Consider the following 18,950-nt stretch of genomic DNA (forward strand, 5'->3'; position numbering starts at 1 on the left):
GATATTGGAAACTCAAACTCTCTCAAGACCCTTCGCAAAAACATATCGCAGTATTTTTTGCCACGCCCGATGAAGACCAAACCCTGAAATTCAAGTCCAAGGGGTCAATCAAAAAAGGACGTGCGATTGTGGAAACCGATACAGACGGCTGTTATGTACTTTCTGAAACTGAATTTGAGGGAAGCGAGAAAGTCAAAGCTTTTCCAAAGTTTTTCGACGACCTCAAAAGGCTTGCTGAGTTAGAGCGTTACCAATCGTGAGCAACTTACTGTGATTTCAATTGGAAATTGCGCAAGAATTGCATGGCGGCACTGAACACTCTGCATGAATCAAGACACTTTAAATTTTTCGCCCGAGCAAAAACAGCAGTGGCAGATGTACGCGCTTTCGCCATGCACGCTCAGAGTGTTCATCGCCGATAAATTTTTGCGTTATCCAATTTTTTTCCGTGAAGCCTTTTTCGCGCATGATTGCATCGGCTTTTTGTTGATAGGGCTCGTAGTCTTTGTCGAGCGTCTCTGTGCCGTAGTCAAAATAGATTTTGTGTGTAGCGGGCTCTGGCAAATGCGTTTTCATGTAGTCAATCATGATACCGTTGCCAATTGGGAAATGCGTAGACAGACAGCCTGCACCGCCAAAGATATGTGGATATTCACAAATGGCGTAGAGTGAAATCAGTCCGCCCATGCTCGAGCCCATGATGAATGTGTTTTCGCGTTCGGGCAGTGTTCGAAAAGTCGAGTCAATAAAAGGCTTGAGTTCGGAGACGAGAAATTGCAGGTAGCGGTTAGAAAACGGTGCGCTGCCGTGTTGTTCTACAAACTTAGCTTTCTCTGCCTCCGAGAGCAGTGCAAAAGCCTTTTCGGGCATATATTCTGCGCGCCGCTTCGGCGAGTTCCAGATGCCGACGACAAGGGTCGGTCGAATTTTTTGCTCAGCCAGCAATTTGGTCATTGTCTCATCCATTGCCCAGTCGACACCGATGAAGGACTGTTTTGGATCGAACAGATTCTGTCCATCGTGCATGTAGAGCACAGCGTAGTGTTGGCTTGTCTTGGTCTCGTAGTCAGGTGGCAGCCACACATCTACATGGCGCGCTTCAATATACTGCGAGGGGAACTTCTCAAAGCGTTTCAGTGTGCCGACAACTGCCATCTGCACACTGTCGTTTTGTGAAATTTGTGAAACTATTCTTTGCACTTGTTGTGCTTCGAGCTGGCTACACATCGCAGAGAGGAATATCATTGACGAAAGGATGTTGCGCGTCATGTTGGATTTTTTCTCTTTGCTTCATTGCAAAGTTGCACTGTACTTTGACTGCACAACGGGAGCGGCAGGCAATTCCACGAAGACCGTTGTGCCCATATTTTTACCAGCTGATTCTGCCCATATTCGACCGCCATGCAGCTCTACGATCTGCTTACAAATCCACAAGCCTAATCCCGTTGAACTTTCTCCGCCTGTTGGACGCGCTGATAGACGCTGAAATTTTTTGAAGAGCTTGCCTTTATCATCTTCTGTGAGTCCTTGTCCTTCATCTTGCACGGCAATGAGAATTGAGGGCTGAGCTGCATGCATAGCATTTGTCGAATCCTGGCGTTTGCAACGAATTCGGATGGTTTTGCCCTCGGGACTATACTTTATTGCATTCGTTATCAAGTTCTCGATCACTTCGCGTATTCGTGAAGTATCGATTTGGGCTTTGCAGTCTGGCCCGGTTTGGACTTCAAGTCGCTGCTGCTTACGCTGTGCTTGTACTTCAAAGTCGGAGACGACTAAGTTCACTAGAGAGCTTAGGTCTGCATAGTCTTTGTTCAGCGTAATTTTGTTTGCTTCCAGCACTGCCGTCTCAAGCAGGTTCTTGATAAGTTCTCCCATACGCTGCGATGAGCTGTAAATGCGCATAAGGAATGACTCTACGAGAGTAACTCGAGCTTGCAAAGCAGAAGAAAGTTCTGCTTTAAGGCTCTGCAAGTTTTCTCTAGACAGTTCAGCAAAGCCAGAGATGGATTGAAGTGGATTTTTCAAGTCATGTGCTGCAATTGCTAACAGCTCTGTTTTGATGCGGTTAGCTTCTTCAGCAATTTGTCGCTGCTCTTGGGCAATCTTACGCTGTTCTTCAGCAGTTCTGAGTGCATTATCTAGCACCTGATTTTTTTCTTGAAGCATCTGCTCTGACCTTTGCTTGATGCGAAACGCACGAAATGCAGTGAGTGCCAGCGCCAGTGCCAAGACTGAAATGCCAATAAAGGAATTGCGCAACAGCTCTTCTCTTGAGAGCGCTAAAGCCTGAAGCTCTTTTTCTTGCTTTAAGAGTACGATTTCTTTTTCTTTTTTTTCAGTCTCAAATTGTGTTTTGAGAGCGTTGACCGTTTTAGCTTTCTCCAAATTCAGGAGCGTGTCATACAGTGCATGATAATTTTTGTAGGCGGCAAAAGCGTTTGCAAAGTCGCCGGTTCTTTCATAGACCTCTGCCAGTGCCAGATATGACTCTCTGAGTTCCTCTGGTTCTCCCAGCGATATTGCAATTTCAATACTGCGTTCAAGGTAGCTAATGGCTTTTTTGCTCTTTTGCTCTTTGCTTGCAATTATGCCGAGCATTCGTGTTGCTGTAATCAGTCCGCTTTGATCATTGACTCTCTGGAAAAGTCTGAAAGCTTCTTCAGCAGCTTTACGAGCTAAGTTGAGTTTGTTTTGTGAGGCATAGACATCAGCAAGATTCACCAGCGCAGTAGCTATATCTGGTGGATTCTCAATGCCAGATTTTTTGCCAATGCGGCGTTCTACTTCCAGCGAGGCTTCATAGTAGACACGTGCAGAATCATAATTTCCTTGAATGCGGTAGATAGCACCGATATTGTTTAGTACTGCTGCTGTTCCAACATCATCATTGAGGGCTTTGAATTTTTGCAGTGCTATCGCATACATCTTCAGGGCGTCGCTGTATTGCGCTTGCTTTTTGTAGATTAGTCCAATGTTTGCTAAAGAATTTGTCATGCCAAGGCTATCGCCCAGTTCTTCTTTGATTTTCAAGGATTGAAAGTGAGCGTCCAACGCTTGCGGGTAGTTGCCCTGCCGTGAGTAGACGATTGCGAGGTTATTGAAGAGTTTTGCTTTTTCTTTTACTTGCTTTGCAGAATCGCACAGACTTAACGCACGCTTGTAGGTCAAAATTGCATCGGCATACGCACCTTTATCTCGTGTAATATGACCTTGCAGGTTGAGTAATTGAATAGTGAAGTAGATGTCGCCCATACGTTGCGCCAAACCCTCTGCTTGCTTTGCATAGAAAAGTGCACTGTCGGGTGAGAATTTTTTGTACTCTTCGGCTATGGCACATAGACAAGCTACTCTCAGACTGTCAGATTTCGCCAACTCTAATGCCGCAATCAAGCTATCTACTCTTCTTGTTTGAGCAAGTACATCTTGCGTTCTACAGCATATGCACACGATCAGTATCATGGTCCCGATGCACCAGGAGTTCTTTAGAGCGGTACGCATTTAAAGGCAGTTTTTTGAACACAGCATTTCAGCAGTAAGTCTTGCTTTAACTAAATTTCAGAATTTCTGTAGCTTTTTGATTTTTACTTGATGAGTATCATTTTCTTTGTTTCCACGTAGTTACCAGCCTGCAATCGGTAGAAGTACATGCCGCTTGAGAGTTGCGTAGCATTAAACTGTGCTTGATAGCGCCCTGCGTTTTGTCTGCCCCTGAAGAGCGTCGCTACCTCTCTGCCCAGTATATCATAGACCTTCAAGCTTACCTCACTTGCTACAGGCAGTTGATAGACAATTGTGGTTGTCGGGTTGAAGGGATTTGGATAGTTTTGCTCCAGTTTGAAAGTTTGCGGTCGTTCTGTGCCGATTTCACGAACAGATGAAGCCCGCGCTGGCTGCGCATATCGCAGTAGCAGACCGTCATTGGTCAAAGCCAAGCCAAACACTGTATCGGTTTCCACTACGAAAGAAAACGATGTAACGGCATCTGTGAGCGGTGTGCTGTTATGCACTAGCCAAGTTAAGCCGGCATCACGACTGGTGAAAATCACGGGACCTTGCGATGAAAACGCGCTTAGCCAAAGTTGCCCCACTTCTGGCACGCCTGCGCCACTAAAAAATGCCAAGGCGCTTGGGGCTGTTGGTGTTGTCCAAGTTCGCCCACCGTCTGCACTGCGGCGCAGGACACTGTTGGCAATTTGTTGATTCTGTAGCGTATAGCCACCTGCAACACCTGTATTGGCTGCAGAAAAGGCAATCGCAATCAGCCAATCGTTGCTACCGGCGGCTGTCGCGCTATTCCATGTGTTTCCTGCGTCGGTGGAGTATAAGACTCGTCCTTTATTGGTGCCGAACCAGCCTGAATTGCCCACGAACTGAAAGGAGCCGACCAGCCCAAACTCTCCACTGCCTGCTGAAACCGTTTGTGAGATAGGCGCCCAACTTGCACCGCCATCTGTTGTCTTGACTAGTACAAATCCATCTGTTGCTGAGACCGCATCAGACTGTGCGATAGCGTTTTGCGCATCAAAGAAATGAATAGCATTCCAAAAACTTCCGCTGGCGTTGACTTCTTGCCAGGTCTGCCCCCCATCGGTTGTGCGATACAGTTTTGCTGGTCCACTGTCTGGTCCATCGCCGACGATTGCGATATTTTCACTTAGCGCATTGATACAGTAGAGATTGTTGCTGGTGGGTGACGCCACGCGCGTCCAGGTGCGACCGCCATCAAGTGTGCGGATAACTACCCCAGCATCCGCACATGCCCATGCGACGTTGCGGTTGACTAACTTGACGGCATGAAAATCTGTGCTAAACTGTGCCAGACGCACTTGTTCTAGCCACGCTGGACGGCTTAAGTCTAGGAATGCCGCATCGCTGTAGTTTGAAGGGTTATCCACCATATCCAAGCGGAAGAGCGCTGTGGTCGTTGTAAAATCAATTGTGCTTGGCAGGCTTACTTGAAACGACAGTGTAATCGTATCACCTGTGTTGATCACTCCACGCGTTATGCGCGGCGTTGGGATGCTGACACCGGGGACAGTTGTCGAGAGCAGAAACTCGGCGTTAGCCGTTGGAGCGTTATAGTTTGCAATGCGTGCAATAATAGAACTGCTTTGATCATCGTAGCGCAAATCGAAAGCTACAAGCCCGGGCACTGTGCGGCGCAGTGCTGCATTAGCGTCTAAGATACGCAGGGAGGCTGGACCAAAAGCTGTTGCACGAAGCTGTGTTGCGATGCGCTGTGGGCTCCATGTTGGATGATGCGCTTTGATTAAACCTGCAATGCCTGCAATGATTGGACACGCAAATGATGTACCGGAGAGCTGGATATAGAGCTCACTTGCAAAACGACCATCCTTGACATCAACAGCGCGTCCGGGCACGGTCGTAAGTATGGCGCTCCCAGCGGCATAGACATTGACAGTTGAGCCAAAGTTCGAAAACGGTGCCCGCTGTCCGATATTTGGACCTGAATGCAGCACGGCTCCGACCGACAGGGCATTCGTGTAGGCGGCTGGATAACTGGGCGCTTCACTGCCGCTATTGCCAGAGGCGGCGACAACCAGCGCACCAGCGTTGGTTGCAAAATTTACGGCATCTTCAATTGCACGTGAGCGATTCGGTCCGCCAAAACTGCTGTTGATGATGTTTGCACCGTTGGTTGCAGCATAAATAATGCCTTGGTCAATGAACGCTACATTACGCACACGCTCGCGTGTACCACCTAGTTTGACCGCCATCACCCGACAGTTAAACCCTGTACTTGCAATGCCAATCCCGTTGTTTGTGCTTGCACCCGCCAGTCCTGCGGTGCCTGTACCATGTCCAGAAAATTCATCGAGTGGATTATTGTCGCGTGTCGCTGTTGTCGTCCCACTCTCCCAAAAATCCCAGCCTCGCCAATCATCAATGAATCCATTTCCATCATCATCTATACCATTAGAGCGTTTATCTCGCCCTTGCGCATCTGTGCCTGTCTCACCTGGATTTGTCCAAATCTTGTCTTGCAAGTCAGGATGATCGAATTCAATGCCTGTGTCTAAAATGGCAATCACGACATTAGCACTCCCTGTGCTCACATCCCAAGCCTGTGGAATGTTATGGTAATCAAAGAAATCTTGACCGCGCGTGCCATAGGCAGAATCGTTGGGTACAAGTGAAAGAGAGTAAATGTAACTGGGTTCAGCGTACTCGACCTCCGGAAGTTTTGAGAGTTCTGCTGCCACTGCAGCGGGATTTGTGCCACCAGAATAGTGCAAGTAGTAAATGCGCGAAATATCGCTGCAGAGTCGTGCCGCTGCTTCGCTTGGCGTTCTTGCAGTAAGTATGGCTTCACCAAGCTCGCCTGTACCGATGCGTGTTGCCAGCGTCTGACGCAGTTTGTTTTCATACTCGGCTTTCCACAGTGGCTCGATCTTCCACAAGCCATGTGAGCGCATGGTAGCTTGAAGCGTCGCAAGCCCACGTTCTACTTTTGCTCGTGTCGCTTGCACCTCAAACGGCCTAGCACTCTCGCCTTTGAGTTTGACCACCACAATACCCTCCATCATGTCTGACAGCGTGGCTGAGGAAGCATGGCGCAATGCCTTTATTTTGCTTGCGCGCAGCGATGTGCGTTCCTGCGCAGGCACTAAAGCAGCAAATACTCCAACAAGGACGAGAGCAAGAAAGACAATACGAGTGTGCATATCAAATTAGCAGAATTTTATCTCATTTTATCTCTTAGAGTTAGAGAGCACTCTTTATTTACAAGCTACATGTTTCTCTTCACATCATCAAAGCATGGCGCCATGTCTGTGCACGCTGTCACATCTTCATGCTAACGCGCTTTTAGTTTGTTCAGCGCACGTCGGTGGCATCTCAAATAAAAAATGGCGCCAGCACCAGCGTAATGGTTGAAAGCAGTTTCACCAGCACATGCAATGAGGGTCCTGCAGTGTCTTTGAATGGATCGCCGACAGTATCGCCCACGACGGCGGCTTTGTGTTTGTCAGAGCCTTTACCTGTGTTTGCGGCTTTATCGCGCTTTTCAGTTTCAATATACTTTTTTGCATTATCCCATGCGCCGCCTGAATTGTTAAGAAAGAGCGCCATCAGAATCCCTGCAATGGTGCCAATCATCAGAAGACCAGCGACGGCTTCTGCGCCAGTTGCACCACTGTTGCCATTGAGGTTATAGAGCAATTTGAAGATAAGACCGACAGCAATGGGCGTCAGCACGACCAAAGCACCGGGCACCACCATCTGGCGCAATGCCGATGCGGTTACAATATCCACACAAGTACGGTAATCTGGTTTGAACTCTGTTGTAAATTCAATCTCGCCACTTGCGGTGCGTTTGAGCACCGCAAATTGCCGACGCACTTCAATAATAACAGCTTGCGCAGCATTACCCACCGCACGAATTGCAAACGAGCTGAATACGAAGACCAGCATCGCACCCACCATTCCACCAATAAAGACTTCGGGCTTTGAGAGATTGACTGCTTCTAGCGGTGCACCGTAATTGCGCAGTTCATCAAGGTAGGCGCTGAAGAGTAGAAACGCCGCCAGTCCAGCTGAACCAACTGCGTAGCCTTTCGTGAGGGCTTTAGTAGTATTGCCCATGGCATCAAGTTTATCGGTTTTCTCACGCACTGATTCTGGCTGCTCTGACATTTCCACGATGCCGCCTGCATTGTCTGTAATAGGTCCGAAGGTGTCCATTGCCAAAATGTAGGCGGCTGTGCCAAGCATACCAAGCGTAGCTACTGCCGTGCCAAATAGTCCTGCATTGTTTAGCCCTGATGCATTGCCTAAGTAATACGCCGTAATGATTGCAGTAGAAATCGTCAGAATGGGGAATGCCGTGCTCTCAAACCCCACAGCAATGCCGCCGATGATGTTGGTTGCTGGTCCTGTCTTTGACGATTCCGCAATAGAGAGCACAGGACGATAACGGTATTCTGTGTAGTATTGTGTTAGATATACGAACACCAGAGCGGTCAGCAAACCCACGATACCGCAGAGAAAGAAATTCAGCCAGTAGTCGCCTAGCAGCCAGCGCGTTACAAAGAAAAACCCTAATGCCGAGAGTGCAGTTGCCATATAATAGCCACGGTTGAGTGCATTCATTGGATTTTCGGTTTCGCTTGCTCGCACAATTAGCACGCCAATAAGCGATGCAATCAGCCCAAATCCATTAGCAACCAGCGGCAAGAGCAACAAGCCTAAAACGGAGATCTGTGCTTGTTCAAACAGGGTTTGATTTGATGCGTAAAGCCCAGCAGCAATAATCATCGCGCCGATATTTTCAGCAGAGATGGATTCAAAAAGATCTGCACCACGTCCTGCACAGTCGCCGACATTATCTCCCACGAGGTCTGCAATCACCGCTGGATTGCGTGGATCATCTTCTGGAATACCGGCTTCGACTTTGCCGACAAGGTCTGCACCGACATCAGCAGCTTTGGTATAAATGCCTCCGCCCAATTGTGCAAAGAGCGCTACAAACGATGCCCCAAATCCAAAACCTGCAATCAGCAGAGGGATTTTTAGTGGCGATGTAATTTCAAGCGATTTAATCACAAAAAAAAGCAGACCGATGCCTAACAGACTAAGTGTTACAACAAGAAAGCCCGAAACCGCGCCGCCTTTGAGCGCCACAGTGAGGGCATCATTCAAAGAGCGCGTCGCTGCAGCAGCCGTGCGAATATTTGCCCGAATTGAGACCCACATGCCAATGTAGCCTGATACCACCGAACATGTAGCACCGATTGCGAAAGACAGCATCGTCCAAAGTGCTAGTGCAATCGGATTTTGAACGGGGTCGTGCTCGGTGGTTGCGCGCAAGAAGGCATAGAGCACAAATAGCAGCAGCGCCGTCAGAATAGCAAGGTAGAAAATGGTGCGGTTCTGGCGTGAAAGAAATGCTTCTGCACCTTCTTTGATGGCCTCAGAAATCCGCCGCATCGCATCGCTGCCGGTTTCTTTGGAGAGTACTTGTCGTGTCAGCAATAGCGCAAAGAGCAAGCCAACTGTGCTTGCTGCGAAGATAAAGGTAAGTTCCATACTGCGAAGTTATTTTGTTACTTTATTGCCTAGAGCAGTTCTTGCGCGCAAGAATCATTGTGTAAAGATAGCGTTTTTTTAGCATATCCTCGGCAGCATTTGCGCTTTGCAAAATGATGCAAATCTTTATTTTTGCCACATCGTTAACTTTCGCTAAACATCATCCTAGCCCATAGCCATTTGCTTCAACATACGCCAACAGACACACTTAGCACGCTTGCCGCACCTGATGGTCTTTTGCGCACGTCGCCTCCAGTTCATCTTTCAAAAGCTCTAATCTCTTTGGGACGATTGCGTCGCAATGCACGCGCGGTACAGCAACTTGTAGGTAAATCACGCATCATGGCTATCGTTAAAGCCAATGGTTATGGACACGGCGTGCACGGTGTTGCCAAAACATTGGTTGAGGAAGGGGTTCGCGATTTTGGTGTTGCTAATATCCACGAAGCCGTGCTATTGCGCACTGCCCTACGTGAAAGTGGCGTTACAACACCCGTCTGCATTCTTGCCTTTGCTTCAGCACTGCCCGATCAGCTCCCGCTCTACGCTCAGCATGAGATAGAACTTTCCATCAGCGATTTTGACATCTTTCATCTTGCTGAACGCGTGGCTGAAAGTCTTGGCAAACCGCTTAGCGTGCATCTGAAAATTGATACAGGCATGGGTCGCTTTGGCGTTCAGCCTACTGCAGCACTGCGTCTTGCTGAAGCAATCCACCACTCCCCTCATCTTTCACTTAAAGCCCTTTACACGCATTTTGCCGCAAGTGGTAGCGATCCTGCTTTCACACGTCAGCAACTGGCAAGTTATCTTCATCTCGTTCGTGAATTCGAACACAGTACAGGTGCACGCGTGCTGCGACACGCCGCCAACAGTGGCGCAATTCTCACTGACAAATCCACCTACTTAGATATGGTGCGCCCGGGCATTTTGCTCTATGGCTATCCGCCAAGTTCAGACTTTGCGCCAACTTTGGCTCTTGAGCCCGTCATGCATCTTCAAGCGCATGTCGTTTTTACCAAATGGGTAGAAGCTGGCACAACCATTAGCTATGCTCGACAATGGCAGGCACCACAGCGTACACGCATTGCAACCATCTCTATTGGCTACGCAGATGGCTATCCGCGTGCTCTGTCCAACAAAACCCATGTGGTCATTAGGGGCAAACGCTTTGCACAAGTCGGCGCTATTACAATGGATGCAATGATGGTCGATTTGGGTCAAGATGAATCGGTTCAGGTAGGCGACTGCGTTACGCTCTTTGGTGGTGATAGCTCTCTTTCAGTCAATCACCTTGCAGAAAGCATTGGTACGATTGGCTACGAAATGCTTTGCGCAATTTCTCCACGCGTGCAGCGCCTCTTTGTGGAATAACACACGCACTTTTCTCAATCGACTGTTTTGCACATTTTGCTCTGCTCTTTTGATTTCTTCAACGCCTTGCTTTTTTAATATGCATTTGCGATTGTTTCTTTTGGTTCTATCTCTGCTCCTACTTGCTGCTCGCACGCCGAGTGCCCCGCCAGCTGTAGAGCAAATCGGCTACCAACTCATCGAGCCTTCACTGCTTAGCGCACATCTGCGTTTTCTCTCAAGCGATGAGCTCGAGGGTCGAGAGACCGCAAAACGTGGTCAGAAAATTGCCGCTCGCTATATCGCTTCCCACTTTGAGCGCTTAGGGCTCAAACCGCTTGGAGATAGCGGTACATATTTCCAAAAGTTTCTTGTCAGAGAGCGTCGGCTTGGCTCATCAAATGAAATTGCACTTAAAGTTGGCAATAGCACCTATTCTTTCCACAAAATTTTCGAGGATTTTGCGTTTTCACTGCGCGGTACGCAAGCTGCGAAACTTAGCGGCAGTGTGGCCTTCTGCGGCTACGGTATTCGTGACAAAAAACTCAGCTATTCCGACTACAACGGTATCAACGCAGAGGGCAAAATCGTGCTCTTACTTTCTGGTGTGCCTAAAAGTGCAGAGAGCGAACCTGCTTTTGAAAAGTGGAACGACACTTACATCAAATATCTGGCTGCACTTGAATCCCGACCGCTTGCTGTTTTCATTGTGCTTGGGCACAGCGGCATGCCGAGTCTTAAAGAGCAATTCGAATCGCGCAAAGATCAACTTGCCATGAGCAGCATGGCGCTTGCCCAAGCTAACCAACCCACCACACCCGATGCAAGATCAACCAGCGTGCCACTCATTTTTATTTCGGCGCAAGTTGCTAACACCATGCTTGCACCACTTCGTAAAACCGTCGATGAGCTTGCAGCTTCCTTCACATCCCGACCGCTAAAGCCCATGTCTTTTGAACTCAAACAGGTTACGGCAAGCCTTACAATTGACTTCGTTGAGGAAATTTTGCAAAGTGAAAATGTCTGCGCAATGCTCGAAGGCAGCGATTCGACTTTGAAAAACGAAGCAATTGTCTATTCAGCGCATTACGACCATGTGGGTGTTGGCATTAGCGGCAATATCTTCAACGGCGCCGATGATGATGGCTCTGGCACTTCTGCGGTGCTGGCTTTAGCGGAAGCCTTTGCTAAAAATGGCATGCGTCCACCACGTTCTATCATTTTTCTGGCTTTTGCTGGTGAGGAAAAAGGACTGCTTGGCTCCAAGTTCTATACCGACTATCCCCGCTTTCCGCTCAAACAAACGATTGCAAACCTCAATATCGATATGATTGGTCGACTCGATGAAAAGTATGAAGAGCTCGGTAACCCAAACTATGTTTATGTGATTGGCTCAGACAAAATTTCAAAAGACCTTGATGCCGTGCTGCAAGAGCAAAATCGCCTGAGTGTCAATCTCACGCTCGACTATCGCTACAATGACGACAATGACCCTAACCGTTTCTACTACCGCAGCGATCACTACAACTTTGCCAAAAATGGCATTCCTGTCATTTTCTTCTTCAACGGTACACATGCTGATTACCATGAACCGACAGACGATTTCGAGAAAATCAACTTAGAGAAAATGGCGAAAATTGTTCGTTTGACTTTTGCTGTCGGTTGGGAGCTTGGGTATCGTCGTGCTGTACTTCGCCGAAATTGATAGGCCGCTTTGTTGTCTTGCAAAGTGCAAACAAAAAGCCGACTTGCGTCGGCTTTTGACTTCTGCTTATGTTTTGAGTTGTGCTTTAACTGCCGATGTATTCTTTGAGCACTGCGCTGTAGGGTGAGTGTCGCAGGCGGCGAATGGCTTTTTCTTTGATTTGGCGCACGCGCTCGCGTGTGAGTTTGAACTTTTCACCAATTTCCTCGAGTGTGAGAGGATTTTCCATGCCGATACCGAAGTAGGAGCGAATCACGTCGGCTTCGCGTGGTGTCAGAGCTGAGAGCGAACGCTCGACTTCCACACAGAGCGATTCACGAATAAGCCCATGGTCAGGTCGATGCGAGTCGTTTTGCAAGACATCGAGCAGGCGGTTGTCATCGCCTTGTGCGAAGGGGGCATCGACAGAGATATGACGCCCTGCGATTTTGAGCGTGTCGGTAATCTCCCCGGCGTTCATGTCCAAAATTTGTGCCAGTTCTTCCGTGCTTGGGTCACGCTCATATTCTTGTTCGAGTTGACTGAAGGCTTTACCAATTTTGTTGAGTGTGCCCACACGGTTGAGCGGTAGACGCACAATGCGTGATTGCTCGGCTAAGGCTTGCAAAATAGATTGACGAATCCACCACACCGCATACGAGATGAACTTGAAACCACGTGTTTCATCGAAGCGCTTTGCGGCTTTGATTAAGCCTAAGTTGCCTTCATTGATTAGGTCGCCCAGCGACAAGCCTTGGTTTTGGTACTGCTTTGCGACAGAGACAACGAAGCGCAAGTTTGCTTTGATGAGTTTTTCTAATGCGCGCTGTGCCTCTCTGTATTCTTTAGAATCGACAGACTTGCCTTCACCGCGCTTGATTTTGCGCGTCAGTTCAATTTCATCTTGGGCAGTTAAAAGTTCGAACTTCCCAATCTCTTGCAGATATCGGTCGAGCGAAGCGCTCTCACGATTGGTGATTTGTCGGCTGATTTTCAGTTGTCTCATCTTCTTGTTAAAACGATTAGGTTTACAATCGCCACTGTGCTTTTCTTCATGCTTTTTGCCGCCGAAGTGCAAAGGTGATTTCTACGGCGGCATTTCATCGTAAGATGCTCTAACGCACAGGATGTGTGCGTGTTGCTTTACCTTTATGGCTAACGAGTGCAAACACTTTTTCTTAGCTTTTTCATTCCTTCTTCAAAAAATTTTTACCACGTTGCCGCCTGAGAGCTTTGCATGCTCTAAGGCTTTCTGTGCATTGGCAACAAGCGTCTCGATTTCGGGCTCATTTTCACGGAGGCGGGCAATTCCGATACTCACGGTTGCAATGATGTTCTTGAACTTATCTTCTGTCTCGAATGCGAAATTTAAGATTTGTTCGCGAATTTTCTCAGCCCAGAAACGTACATGGGTTTCGCTGATACCTGTAAGGCAGACAGCGTAACTGAGTTCGCCAAAGCGCGCAAGTAGGTCGTAACTGCGCGTATTGGCAGCAATAATTCTTGCTGCTTGTTGCATCATCATTGAAAGTGAAGTTGCGCCGTATCGGGCGCGTAGTGCGTCAGGATTATCAAACTCAATGAGAATCAATGCTAAGGCTTGTTGATGACGCAAGCAGCGGTTGATATCTGCGCTGAGTCGGGTATAGAAGGTTCGCAGTGAAAGTGTGCCTGTCTCTTCGTCAATTGGCGTCAGTGTGCGGCGCTGGTCATCGAGCAACAGTCGGTGCAAGGCAAGTGCAAGCGTTTCAACAAAAAAGCGTGCCTTCCGGAAAAGTTCTGCGTTGAAATAACGCGTTTCTCTATGCTCCAGCGTAAGTACGCCCGCTGTAAGATCACCAAGACGAATCGGGAGAATCAACATAGAGCCTTGCTTTGCCGTTGCACTCGATGCTGAGGTGCTGATGGTTTCCCCGACATAAAAACGCGGGGTTTCGCCAAGTTGTGACAGATCGTCAATTGCACCGTAGTTTCCTTTGGTTACCGCATGTCCCACAGCCGAGCGCTCAAGATCAATAGCCTGCCCTTCGGCAATGTATTGAGATTTACTGATAGATTTTCTTACAATCAGTTCAGACTTGCGATTGAGTAACGCAAGTGCTAAGTGGTCAAAGTCTATGGCTTGTGAGACACTCTCGCAGAAACGCTGCAAGATGTCATTCAGATCGAGTGTGCGGTAGAGGCCATGCGTTAGAAACTGCGCTGCGTCTGCAAATCGTGTGCTTTCAATGTAGCTTGATTTGAGGTCATATTTTTCAATAAAGGCAGAGCAGAGCCTACCGAATCGGCTAAGCAGATGTACATCGTCGTGTCCAAATGCACCTTTTACAAGGCTATCGGCAAATAGCACGCCCAAGATGTCATCGCGGTAGAAGACTGGCACGCCCATAAAGGCTTTGATGGTGTTAGGTGCTTGATAGTACGGCACGAGCGCAGGCTCATCGCTTGGGCTGATTTCAGTGTAGAGTTGCGCTTTTTGCGCAATGACAATTTGTGTTACAGCATCACTCTGAAACGCCCAGGATTTTTCCTGTGTGAAGTTTTCCGAATCCGTTTGTACTGCCGAGACGATAAATTTTTTTTTGGCTCGATTTACCCAGCAGAAGGCTACAGTACGTGCTTGAACTGTTTCTTTGATAATGGCTAAAATTTCAGAGAGCGCCGCACCAATTTCTTCATTGAGCGACCCTGCACTCTGCGGCATACTTTCAAGTGGCTGGTCAGGGAAACTTTCAAGCTCGACTTTAACTGTTTTTGATGCCGCCTCAGGTCTATACTTGCGCACGTTGATAACGCCTTCACTGTCGTCGAGAGGTGACTTGAAAATTTCTCGTGGGTTCAAGTTCGAACACTAATTTGATTAGACAATAGCGACATACTTTTGCAAAGATATGCCAAAAAGCGGTTTGGACAAGATTACATAAAGCCGATTTGGACGGTGAATTTTTTTTTGAAATACCAATTCACATGTGCTAAATTCACAGTAGCAGTAAGGCAAAAGACAGTGCAGTACACAAGGCAGGCGCACTTATGCGCACAAACGATTTGACTCGGCGGCTCTCGCCAATCATCTCGTTTCAAAGCTGCAAGTTTTGAATGACTCTTGTTTCGCTAACCTTAATCGCAAAGGAGAAAAACTATGGCTGTAAATGCAACGGGAGCGGACGCTATCCGCGTTTTGCCAACCGCACTCGCCTATCACTTTACACTGCCACACACGATTGAATTCCTGCCTGAAGTCAGCGAATCACTCGGCATGAAGGTAGAAATCAAAGACACAGGCAGAAACGCCTTCGAGATGTTTGGCGATTACATCAGTGGGAAATTAAAATATGAACATATTGACGATCCTGCCCAGCGCCGCATGAACGACTGGCTGACAGCATGGATTGTACTCAGCACCAGTTGGCCCTACATCCCAATTTTAGGTATTTATCGCGGCTTCAAACTCGGGGCTGATTTCGTTAAGAATGGTGATGAATCGCAAAAGTGGGTGGCTGGTGTTCTGTCTCTGATTCTCACTGCACCGCTCAACGTGTTGATGGGCTTATACGAAGCTGCCAATTTCACCTCTGCGCGTATTCGCGAAAAAGGCATTGACAAAGCCTTCCTCGCTATGGCAGACCAAGTGCCAGAAGTGCTGGGTGCTGGCTTCGACAAGTCCGAAAAAGAATTCAAACCCGATGCCTTCGTCGATGGCGCTACTAAAGCCGTTACCAACGTGATGATGACGCCGTTCCTGCCTCTGATGGGCACCTACCGCGTTACAGCACTTATTAGCGATCTTACGCACAAAGATCGCCTTACGCAATTTATCACGATGCTTATTGGAGCACCTATTTTAGCGACCATCACGCTGCCTTATTTCGCTATCGTACAATCTGGTGATGTTGCCAGAACCATCGTCGATAAGTCGGGTCTGGCTGGCTGGATTGCTAAGAGCCTGAGCAGCGCGTCGGATGCGGTGAAATCAAAATAACGTCTAACCAAGAAGTATAGCGGTTAGCACGCTCGAGCAAGCAAATGCCCAATTGTGCTATGCTTGCCCAAAAGCCCTGTTGAAACAGGGCTTTTTTATTTACCTACTTGCCACGACCATTTAGTATAACACTCGCCCGCCGTCAACGGTTACGACTTGCCCCGTCATATACTCACTTTCCACAAGGAACAGCATTGCTTTGACAACCTCATCGGGCGTCCCTAATCGTTTGAGTGGGATTTTTTGGAGAATCTCACGCTCATATGGCTTGTCGCGCTCAGGGTGCAGGAGCATGGTACCCGGCGCGATTGCATTGACAAGAATTTTCGGGGCAAATTCTTTTGCAAATATCTTGGTCAGATGTACGATGCCTGCTTTTGAGACCGTGTATGGTGCATAGCGTCGCCACACCAATTCTGCCGCTACATCTGCCATCGTAATCATGCGGGCATTGAAAGGCTGCTTCATCATAATGCGTGCCGCATATTGCATGGTAAAGAATGTCCCTTTGAGGTTAGTATCGACCAGCGTGTCCCAATCTTTTTCGCTGACATGAGGCAAGGGTGTTGGGAAAAAGTTTGATGCGTTGGCGATGCAGAGATCGAGGCGGGAGAATCGGCGCTCAAAAAATTTGAATGCGTTTTCAATAGAGCGCACTTTGGCAATATCGCAGCGCACCATTTGCGATTTTGGCGAATGCTGGCGTAAGGCTTTGAGCGTTTCTCGCGCTTCTGCAAGTGAAGCACGATAGGTAAAGCAAATAGCATAGCCACGCTGTGCTAGCGCCAGCGCCATAGCTTTGCCAAGACGTCCAGCTGCACCTGTGATAAAACAGACTTTTTCTGCTGACGCTTCTTGCATTCAGAAAAAGATAAATTGTACAATCAGGAAAATCGGCAGTAAGACTAACAGCGAGAATTTATAGATGTATGCAAAAAATCTGGCATCTTTACGCCGTTTTCTTCGGCGACGGCTTTGACCATAAAGTTTGGTCCATTGCCGATGTAAGTCAGGCTGCCGAAGAATACTGCCGATACTGAGATAGCTTTTAGAATCTCATCAGGTACGCCTGCAATCATCTGTGGCGTGTTGAGAGCAAGACCCACTGCAAGTGAGTAAAACGTAAGTGCCGTCGGTGTATTGTCCAGCACTGCACTTAGCGCGCCTGTTGCGTAGTAGAATTGCGGAGCGTTGCTTACCCCCAGCGATTGCGCATTTGCCTCGAGATACATCACACACGGCACCATCGTGATAAAAATGCCCAGAAAGAGATAGGCCACTTCTTCAATTGGCGCCCAAGTAAAGTTATTGCCTTCGCGCACCTCGTTAGGTGTCGTGTAAAGTGAGAGTGCAGCTAGTCCTGCAATAATTGCTTCACGCACAAACTTGGCGGCTGGCAATTCCTTGAAGGCTGGAATGTACTGCTCATTGAGGAAGGCAACTGACAAAATGACACCAAGTAGCCACACAAAATTTAGTGTCCCCCGAATGCGAATTGGGGTAATTTCCGTGATGTCGCGCTTGATAGCTTCAATTGGTTCTTTGTCATAGAAATAGGTATCGACGCTGAAATAAATCACTAACAAAAGCAGATTGACCATCGCCCACTGCGGCAAAAGCTCTAAGAACCACTCAAATGGGACACCACGCAAATAAAGAATGAAGAGCGGCGGATCACCCAGCGGCGTCAGTAAGCCTCCACAGTTAGCTACTGCACCAATGAAAAACAGCACGGTATGGACTTTGAAGATTCGCTCCTTGTTGGTTTGCAGAACTGGACGAATGAGCAGCGTTGCTGCACCAGTCGTGCCAATAAACGAGGCAAGGACGGCACCAATTGCCAGAAAAGTGGTGTTAATGAGGGGTTTGGCTTCAATGTCACCCGTTACTCGAATGCCGCCTGTAATCACAAACAGCGAACCCAAGAGCACCACAAAAGGCACATAGTCAAAAATCAGGGCATGCTCTAATTCATGCCAATGACCTGCAGCAACAAGCCAAATCGCTATCGGCACAGATAGCGCAATCGCAATAATGAGTTTATTTCGGTTGTGCTCCCACCAGTGATTCAAGGTCAAGGGAAAGACAGCAATTGCACCTAACATCAGCACAAATGGCGTCAGTGACCAAACAGGAATGCTGTGCATGGTTATTCATTTGGAGATTTAGCTTGAAGGAATTTTGCGATAACGTAATTCAGCGCAACTATTCTTGCAACGCACTTCACAAAATTTAATCTTCTTGAAATGAGAAACTTTTGAATGTGTTTTACGTTACCTTGAGGACTATCACGTCTTGACTTACACTTTCGGAAGAGACTTGCGCTACTTCAATGCAAAACGGAAGCATTGAGCGCAGGTTAGCCAGAGCTATGTTTTTTGAAAAACTTATTTTACGAACTCTTTTTCCTCTTGCTTGACCACGAGAATCGGAAGTTTTGCTTGGCGCATCACAGCTTCGGTAACACTGCCTAACAACAGTCGAGTTAATCCCGTTCTACCATGCGAGCCCATAATCAAAATATCTGCATCCTCTTGCTCTGCTACCTTGATAATCGTATCTGGCGCAATGCCGATTTTGACAAGTTGCTTTACTGTTAGCGTGCTCGGGCATTCTTTATTTGCAATTGCTGCCAACTCCTCTTTGGCATTGCGTTCTAACTCGGCTTCAGAGACATACGGGACGGTTTCTGCTGTCATCGTAATCGGTTCAACCACATGCAAAAGAATGATCTCTGCATTCATGGCACAGGCAAATTCTTTCGCATAGCGTATGGCATTGTGAGAGACTTCAGAGAAATCTACAGGACAGAGAATTTTTTTGATAGAGATCATAGGATTCCCTTTTTACAAATTGAATGGCAATAAAAATATGCGATAATCT

General features: G+C 47.8%; 12 protein-coding genes and 1 pseudogene. 4 read left to right on the forward strand and 9 right to left on the reverse strand.

All coding sequences use genetic code 11. The features are described from left to right. A partial coding sequence (locus CMR00_04560; GenBank protein ID PIO48397.1) for a hypothetical protein occupies positions 1–260 on the forward strand: 260 nt, incomplete at its 5' end. A gap of 79 nt (positions 261–339) precedes the next feature. Here CMR00_04560 and CMR00_04565 read toward each other — a convergent pair. From CMR00_04565 to hppA, 4 genes are all read right to left on the reverse strand, one after another. After that, entirely contained in the window at positions 340–1,269 is a 930-nt protein-coding gene (locus CMR00_04565) for an esterase (GenBank protein ID PIO48398.1), read from the reverse strand. 21 nt (positions 1,270–1,290) lie between these two features. Beyond that, positions 1,291–3,501 (reverse strand): hypothetical protein, encoded by a 2,211-nt coding sequence (locus CMR00_04570; protein ID PIO48399.1) that lies wholly within the window; start codon positions 3,499–3,501, stop codon positions 1,291–1,293. 83 nt (positions 3,502–3,584) lie between these two features. Beyond that, complete coding sequence (locus CMR00_04575) at positions 3,585–6,689, reverse strand: hypothetical protein (GenBank protein PIO48400.1); 3,105 nt, start codon at positions 6,687–6,689, stop codon at positions 3,585–3,587. A gap of 172 nt (positions 6,690–6,861) precedes the next feature. Beyond that, positions 6,862–9,051: a sodium-translocating pyrophosphatase gene (gene hppA / locus CMR00_04580; GenBank protein PIO48401.1), complete on the reverse strand. Its 2,190-nt coding sequence runs from the start codon at positions 9,049–9,051 to the stop codon at positions 6,862–6,864. 237 nt (positions 9,052–9,288) lie between these two features. Here hppA and alr point away from each other — a divergent pair, with 237 nt between their 5' ends. Beyond that, positions 9,289–10,425 (forward strand): alanine racemase, encoded by a 1,137-nt coding sequence (gene alr / locus CMR00_04585; protein ID PIO48481.1) that lies wholly within the window; start codon positions 9,289–9,291, stop codon positions 10,423–10,425. Between the two features lie 79 nt (positions 10,426–10,504). Then, the gene (locus CMR00_04590) at positions 10,505–12,109 is read left to right on the forward strand and encodes a peptidase M28 (protein ID PIO48402.1); all 1,605 of its coding nucleotides are present in this window, start codon (positions 10,505–10,507) and stop codon (positions 12,107–12,109) included. Between the two features lie 85 nt (positions 12,110–12,194). Here CMR00_04590 and CMR00_04595 read toward each other — a convergent pair whose 3' ends face one another. Next, complete coding sequence (locus tag CMR00_04595; protein ID PIO48482.1) at positions 12,195–13,094, reverse strand: RNA polymerase subunit sigma; 900 nt, start codon at positions 13,092–13,094, stop codon at positions 12,195–12,197. A 192-nt stretch (positions 13,095–13,286) separates the two neighbouring features. After that, on the reverse strand, positions 13,287–14,930 hold the full coding sequence (locus CMR00_04600) for a hypothetical protein (GenBank protein ID PIO48403.1): 1,644 nt from the start codon (positions 14,928–14,930) through the stop codon (positions 13,287–13,289). 297 nt (positions 14,931–15,227) lie between these two features. Between CMR00_04600 and CMR00_04605 the strand changes: the two genes are divergently transcribed. Beyond that, the gene (locus CMR00_04605) at positions 15,228–16,067 is read left to right on the forward strand and encodes a hypothetical protein (protein ID PIO48404.1); all 840 of its coding nucleotides are present in this window, start codon (positions 15,228–15,230) and stop codon (positions 16,065–16,067) included. Between the two features lie 120 nt (positions 16,068–16,187). Here CMR00_04605 and CMR00_04610 read toward each other — a convergent pair whose 3' ends face one another. The 3 genes and pseudogenes from CMR00_04610 to CMR00_04620 form a co-directional block, all read right to left on the reverse strand. After that, positions 16,188–16,928 (reverse strand): short-chain dehydrogenase, encoded by a 741-nt coding sequence (locus tag CMR00_04610; protein PIO48405.1) that lies wholly within the window; start codon positions 16,926–16,928, stop codon positions 16,188–16,190. Further along, a pseudogene (locus CMR00_04615) lies at positions 16,929–18,214 on the reverse strand (sodium:proton antiporter). Positions 18,215–18,454: 240 nt separating this feature from the next. Further along, positions 18,455–18,901 (reverse strand): universal stress protein UspA, encoded by a 447-nt coding sequence (locus CMR00_04620; protein ID PIO48406.1) that lies wholly within the window; start codon positions 18,899–18,901, stop codon positions 18,455–18,457. Between the last annotated feature and the right edge of the window lie 49 nt (positions 18,902–18,950).

It is taken from the genome of [Chlorobium] sp. 445, from assembly GCA_002763895.1.
Taxonomy (GTDB): Bacteria; Bacteroidota; Chlorobiia; order Chlorobiales; family Thermochlorobacteraceae; genus Thermochlorobacter.